Genomic DNA, 6000 nt, shown 5'->3' on the forward strand with positions numbered 1-6000 from the left:
AAGGGGTCACCGATGCGCAGGAAGTCGGGCTGGGCGACTTCTTGCGCGTGGCCGCCGGGTAAGGCGGCGGTGCACAGGAAGTCGGACGGGCCGACTCCTCGCGCAGGCGCTGCGGCGCGACGAGCAGCACCAGCGGGCACCGCGTGCGGGCGAACAATGGGGACGCCCATGCTCAGGAAGTCGGGCTGGCCGACTTCCTGCGTGTGGCCGCCGGGTGAGGCGGCGGTGCACAGGAAGTCGGACGGGCCGACTTCCCGCGCAGGCGCTGGGGCGCGACGAGCAGCGCCGGCGGGCGCCGCGTGCGGGTGCACGAAGGGGTCGCCAATGCGCAGGAAGTCGAGCTGGCCGACTTCTCGCGCGCAGCTCGATGGGCGAAATAGCGCAGGGGACGGCGGTGCACAGGAAGTCGGGCGGGCCGACTTCTCGCGCGGGGCGGGTGCTGCGGCGCGACGAGCAGCGCCAGCGGGCACCGCGCGCGGGTGCACGAAGGGGACGGCGGTGCACAGGAAGTCGGGCGGGCCGACTTCTCGCGCGGGGCGGGTGCTGCGGCGCGACGAGCAGCGCCGGCGGGCGCCGCGTGTGGGTGGACGAAGGGGGCGGCGATGTGCAGGAAGTCGGGCTGGGCGACTACCTGTGCGTGGTCGGTGGGTGGGGCGGCGATGTGCAGGACGTCGGGTGGGGTGAGGTGGGGTTAGGGCTTGGAGCGGGCGGCGGCGAGGAGGGCTGGGACGGTGGCCAGCTTTACGCGGGGGCGGCCTTCGGCTTCGCCTCGGGTGCGTTCGGCGCGGTCCACGGCTCGCAGTTCCTTCAGGCCCACCGTGTCGGGGCGCCGGGAGCGGATGAGGTGGTCGAGGTCCTTGCGGGTGGCGGCCGGGGTGGGGAGGGTGCGGGCGGTGGCGTCGTCGAGGAGGGCGTCGACGGTTTCGCGGGCGCAGGCGCGGTTGGCGCCGATGCCGCCGGACGGGCCGCGTTTGGCCCAGCCGACGACGTAGGTGCCGGGGAGGCCGTCGACGCGGCCGCCGCGGTGGGCGACGGTCTCCGTCGTCTCGTCGAACGGGAGGCCGGGGATCGGGACGCCCCGGTGGCCGATGGAGCGCACGACCAGGCCGGCCCGGATCACCTCCTCCTCCCCCGTGGCCCGCCGGACCGCGACCCCCGTCACTCCCCCGTCGTCCCCGGTCAGAGCCGTGGGGGTGGAGAAGAAGCGGAGCACCAAGCGGCGAGCCCCCTCGGGCTCCGCCGAGCCGTCGAAGCGCACCAGCGGCAGCCCGTCCAGCAGAGGCGCGGGCGAGGACGCGGACGAGTCCACCACCACCTCCACTCCGGGCAGTTGGCGCAGCGCGAGGAACTCCGACCGCGTCCACGCCGCCTCCGCCGGCCCGCGCCGCGCGAGCAGGACGACCTCCCGCACCCGGCTGCCGCGCAGGGCGGCGAGCGCGTGGTCGGCGATGTCGGTGGTGGCGAGCCGGTCGGGGTCGGTGAGCAGGATGCGCGCGATGTCGACGGCGACGTTCCCGTTGCCGATCACGACGACCCGACCGCACGACGACGAAGACAGCGTCACCGCGTCGGCCGGCACGGTCGGTTCGGCGTTGTACCAGCGCACGAAGGTGGTGGCGGGGAGGCTGCCGGGCAGGTCTTCGCCGGGTACGCCGAGCCGCCGGTCGGCCGCCGCGCCGACGGCGTAGACCACCGCGTGGTGGTGGGCGGCGAGTTCGTCGTGGGTGAGGTCCGTGCCGGCCTCGACGTTGAGGTACATCCGCAGCCGCGGGTCGTGGAAGACGCCGGCGAAGCTCTCGGCGATGCGCTTGGTCGACTGGTGGTCGGGGGCGACGCCGTGCCGCAGGAGGCCGCCGGCGACGGGCAGCCGGTCGATCATGGTGATCTCGGCGCCGGTGGTGCGCAGCAGTTCCTGCGCGGTGTACCCGGCGGAGGGCCCGGTGCCGACGACGGCGACCCGCAGCGGCCCGAGCCCGTCGGGCAGGCTGCGGGGGAAGGTGGGCGCGCCCCACGCGTGGTCGTTGGGGTGGTCGCGGTACCAGTCCCGGTTGAGGTCGCCGTACACGGTGTCGGGCCCGCGGAGCCGGTCGACGGGGAAGACGGCGTCGACCGGGCAGGCGTCCGCACACGCGCCGCAGTCGATGCAGGCCGCCGGGTCGATGTACAGCATGTCGGTCGTGCCGAACTCCGGTTCGTCCGGGGTCGGGTGGATGCAGTTGACCGGGCAGACGGACACGCAGGAGGCGTCGTTGCAGCAGGTGCGGGTGATCGCGTAGGCCATGGCCGGGGGTGGGTCCTCACTGAGTGGGGGGGGGGAGGAGGGGGAGGTCAGAGCATGTCGATGCGCCGGTAGATGGCCGCGGAGCGCTGCGTGAGGAGCCCGGTCTCGGCGAGGAAGGCCATCAGGTGCCGGGAGCTGGTGCGCATCATGGCCTTGCGGTGCTCGTTGCCCCGGACTTCGGCGAGGGCCCGCGCGACGTCGAGTCCGGTGGCCTTGTACACCCCGGGGTGCACCATGCTGGTGACGATGACGTACGCGCCCATGGCGATGCCCGTCGCGGAGGTGCGCCGCCGGGTGGGGCCGGCGTGCCGCATGCGTTCGCGGATCTCCTGGCGGGCGAACTTCATGTGCCGGGATTCCTCGACGACGTGGATGCGGGAGGTGCCGCGGACGATGTCGAGGACGTTCTCGCCGCGCATCCAGTCGCGCTGCATGACGTCGAGCACCTCCTCGGCCACGAGGATGCCGCCGTAGGCGAGTTCGCCCTTCGCGAGGGATTTGAAGGCGCGGCCGGCGTTGGCGACCACCTTGTTCGGCCGGTACGCGGGCACGCCCATCTTCTGGCAGGCGCGCGCGAACATGATCGAGTGCCGGCACTCGTCGGCGATCTCGGTGAGCGCGAACTGGAACTCGGAGCTGGCCGGGTTCTTGAGGTACTGATCGCGGAGCACCATCTGCTGGAGGATCATCTCGAACCAGATGCCGGTGTTCATGATCGAGCAGACCTCGTGCCGGGTGAGGGTCACGCGCTGCTGCTCGGTCATCTCGTCCCAGAGGCGGGTGCCGTAGAGCGTGCTCCACTCCGGGTTGAGGCCGTAGTGCTCGTCGGGGAGGGGGGCGTCCCAGTCGATCTCGGTCGACGGGTCGTACGAGAGCATGGCGGCCGAGTCCAGCAGCCGTTTCGAGACGTCGTCGTCGGCAACGGTGTGCTGGTCGTTCCTCCGCCGCGCCGCCGGGTCGGTGAGAGCCATGGCTGCCTCCAGGTGCCTGCTCCTGCGGGTTCCCGCTGACCCGCTTATTAGACGGACAGTACAATAAGAGCCTGCCGCCGAGAACCCCCCGCGCGACGGGCCGGGGGCGCACAGCGAAAGGCCCGCGCCCCGGGAGCGAATCCCGGGGCGCGGGCCGTCTCAAAGAAACGCGGGCCGTCTCAAAGGAACGCGGGCCGTCTCAAAGAAACGCGGGCCGTCTCAAAGGAACGCGGGCCGCCTCAAAGGAACGCGGGCCGGATCAAAGAAACGCGGGCCGCCTCAAAGAACCGAAGCCCTACCGCAGCGCCTTCCGCAGCGCCTCCGCCGCCTCCGCCGTCGCCTCGCGGAACCGGTGCCCGATCCCGATGTAGTTGGCGTACCCGTGGATCAGGTCCGGCTGCCGGCTCAGCTCCACCTCGACCCCCGCCGCCCGCAGCGCCTCCGCGTACGCCTCGCCCTCGTCGCGCAGCGGGTCGTAGCCGGCCGTGCCGACGTACGCGGGCGGCAGGGCGGTGAGGTCGGCGGCGCGCAGCGGTGAGACGCCCGGGTCGGCGCGGTCGACCGGCTCGGGGGCGTAGCGGTCCGCGAACCAGTCCATGTCGGCGCTGGTGAGGAAGAAGCCGTCGGCGAAGAGGTCCCGGGACGGCCGCCGGACGGACGCGTCCGTCGCCGGGTACAGCAGCAGCTGGAAGACGGGCGCGGGCCCGCCCCGGCGCACGGCCCGCTGCGCGGCGACGGCGGCGAGGTTGCCGCCCGCGCTGTCGCCGCCGACGGCTATCCGTGCCGGGTCCGCGCCGAGGTCGCCCGCCTTGGCGAGGGCGAAGTCGACGGCGGCGAGGGCGTCGTCGGCCGCCGCCGGGTACGCGTGCTCGGGCGCCAGGCGGTACTCCACCGACAGCACCCGCACCCCGGCCCGCTGGGCCAGGAACCGCGAGACCTGGTCGTGGCTCGCCCGGGAGCCCACCACCCAGCCGCCGCCGTGGAAGTACACGAGCAGCCCGGACCGCTCCCCCAGCCCGGCCGGGCTGTACAGCGTCGCCGCCAACTCGTCGCCGCCGGAGGGGATTCCGACCTCCCGGACGGCCACCGGCCCGATCGTCGGCCCGCCCACCAGATACCGCGCGTACTCCATCGCCGTCCGCGAGGGCCCGACCCCGCCCGGCAGGACGAGGGCCGCCTTCGACAGCCGCTGCAGCTTGAGGATCAGCTGCGCGTCCAGGGCGAGCGTCTGCCCGTCCCGCACGACCGGCGCCCCCGCGATCGCCCGCCGCACCCCCTCCGGCAGCGCGAACGCGCCCCGGACGACGGCGGCCTGGATCCGGACGGGGAATGGAATCGACATCGCTGCCTCCTGGGGGGGCTCTCCTGGGGAGCCCCCATGATGGGGCCGCCCGCCGGTCGGGGGAACCCCGCCTCGACGCCCGCTCAAGGCGGTCGCGAGCCGGCACGGCGGGCACCCGGGCGGCACCGTCAGCCCGCCTTCCGGATCACCTCCGGCGCGGAACCCGTGTCGTTGCTCGGGTTCGAGGCATCCCGCTGCCCTTGGAATCCCACGTAGAGCGGCTGGACGCTCTCCGGCACGAGGTAGATCTCACACGTGACGGTCCTGCCGTCGGTGAGGTGCATCTCGTCGTCCGAAGGCGCCTGACACGGCGCGAACTTGACGCCCCAGGACGGGGCGAAGAAGTACGCCCGCTTCGGGTCGGTACGGTGCAGGAGCAACGTCCTCGACGGCCGTCTCACCCGGGAGGCGGCGGACGAGTGGGCCGTGCAGCAGATGCACCTGACCGAGGACGACACCGACGAGTCGGCCGCCCGGGCCCTCGCCCTGCTCGCCGGGATCGACCTGCGCCACGGCCCCGGAGCCCCCTACCTGCACAGCGACGAGCAGGTCAGCGGCCGGCTCGACGAGCTCCGGGCCCGCCGGGCGACGTCATGACGCCACCCGGCCGGCCCGCTCCGCGAGGTACCGCCGCTCGGGCGCGCTGACCGTACGGGCCGCGGCCTCGCGGTAGGCGGCGGCAGCCTCCGCCGACTGCCCCAACAGCTCCAGCAGCTCCAGCAGATGCCCGCGCACCGCGAAGGGCCGGTGGTGGCGCGGCGGCCGCCGGTCCGCCTCCAGCTCCGAGAGCAGCGCGAGTCCGGCGGCCGGCCCGTGCACCATGGCCACCGCCACCACCGGCCGGCGAGAAATGTCGGACCGGCCGTGGTCGGTGGGTATTGGTAGGTTCCCGCGCATGGCTGACTTCACCAATCGCCGCCCGGTCACGTCGGCGGACTCGCTCACCCCGCTCCAGGCGGCGCAGGTCGCCCTGAGCGGCAGGCTCTACGACGGCGAGGACCTGCCCGCCGAGCGGCGACTGTCCGCGGACGTGGACGGGGACGCGGACGGCGACGCGGACGGGGACGGCGACGACGAGGGCGTGCTGCACTTCTGCGAGCTCTGGGACGTGGTGGCCGACGGAGTACCGCGCTACGAGGCCTGGTTCTACCAGGTGGACAGCGGTTCGATCTTCCTGGCCGGGACGACGGAGGTGGTCGCGGAGGTCATCCAGTGCGGGCTGGAGTGCGACGACCCCGAGCGGCGGCTGGAGCTCGGCGCGGCGATGGTCCGGGCCGGCCTGCTGCCCGCCTCGGACTCGGCCTACCGGGAGTTCGGCGAGGCGGCGGCGATGTGAGAAAAAAGCCCGGTGGGGCCCACGGCCGGGTCGTCGGGCCCCCCCGGGTTACAGACGAGCGGGTAAGGTC

Annotated in this window: 6 protein-coding genes; 2 read left to right on the forward strand and 4 right to left on the reverse strand. The window is 73.6% G+C overall.

The genetic code is table 11. From position 1 onward, the window contains the following. Window positions 1–691: 691 nt before the first annotated feature. The 3 genes from ACFVU9_RS32965 to ACFVU9_RS32975 all read right to left on the reverse strand — a co-directional run bounded on the left by ACFVU9_RS32965 (window position 692) and on the right by ACFVU9_RS32975 (window position 4594). The gene (locus tag ACFVU9_RS32965) at window positions 692–2281 is read right to left on the reverse strand and encodes an FAD-dependent oxidoreductase (RefSeq protein ID WP_387599749.1); all 1590 of its coding nucleotides are present in this window, start codon (window positions 2279–2281) and stop codon (window positions 692–694) included. A gap of 47 nt (window positions 2282–2328) precedes the next feature. Continuing rightward, window positions 2329–3252, reverse strand: coding sequence for a diiron oxygenase (locus tag ACFVU9_RS32970; protein WP_387599751.1), 924 nt, complete (start codon window positions 3250–3252; stop codon window positions 2329–2331). Between the two features lie 295 nt (window positions 3253–3547). After that, complete coding sequence (locus ACFVU9_RS32975; RefSeq protein ID WP_387599754.1) at window positions 3548–4594, reverse strand: alpha/beta hydrolase; 1047 nt, start codon at window positions 4592–4594, stop codon at window positions 3548–3550. A gap of 318 nt (window positions 4595–4912) precedes the next feature. Between ACFVU9_RS32975 and ACFVU9_RS32980 the strand changes: the two genes are divergently transcribed. Then, window positions 4913–5191: a hypothetical protein gene (locus ACFVU9_RS32980; protein WP_387599756.1), complete on the forward strand. Its 279-nt coding sequence runs from the start codon at window positions 4913–4915 to the stop codon at window positions 5189–5191. Here the strand turns inward: ACFVU9_RS32980 and ACFVU9_RS32985 are convergent. Beyond that, on the reverse strand, window positions 5186–5416 hold the full coding sequence (locus ACFVU9_RS32985; protein ID WP_380506862.1) for a hypothetical protein: 231 nt from the start codon (window positions 5414–5416) through the stop codon (window positions 5186–5188). The two genes, ACFVU9_RS32980 and ACFVU9_RS32985, sit on opposite strands and share 6 nt — an antisense overlap. 73 nt (window positions 5417–5489) lie before the next feature. Here ACFVU9_RS32985 and ACFVU9_RS32990 point away from each other — a divergent pair, with 73 nt between their 5' ends. Beyond that, on the forward strand, window positions 5490–5930 hold the full coding sequence (locus ACFVU9_RS32990) for a hypothetical protein (RefSeq protein WP_387599759.1): 441 nt from the start codon (window positions 5490–5492) through the stop codon (window positions 5928–5930). Window positions 5931–6000: the final 70 nt, after the last annotated feature.

The organism is Kitasatospora sp. NPDC057936 (assembly GCF_042887525.1).
In the GTDB taxonomy this organism is placed as follows: Bacteria; Actinomycetota; Actinomycetes; order Streptomycetales; family Streptomycetaceae; genus Kitasatospora.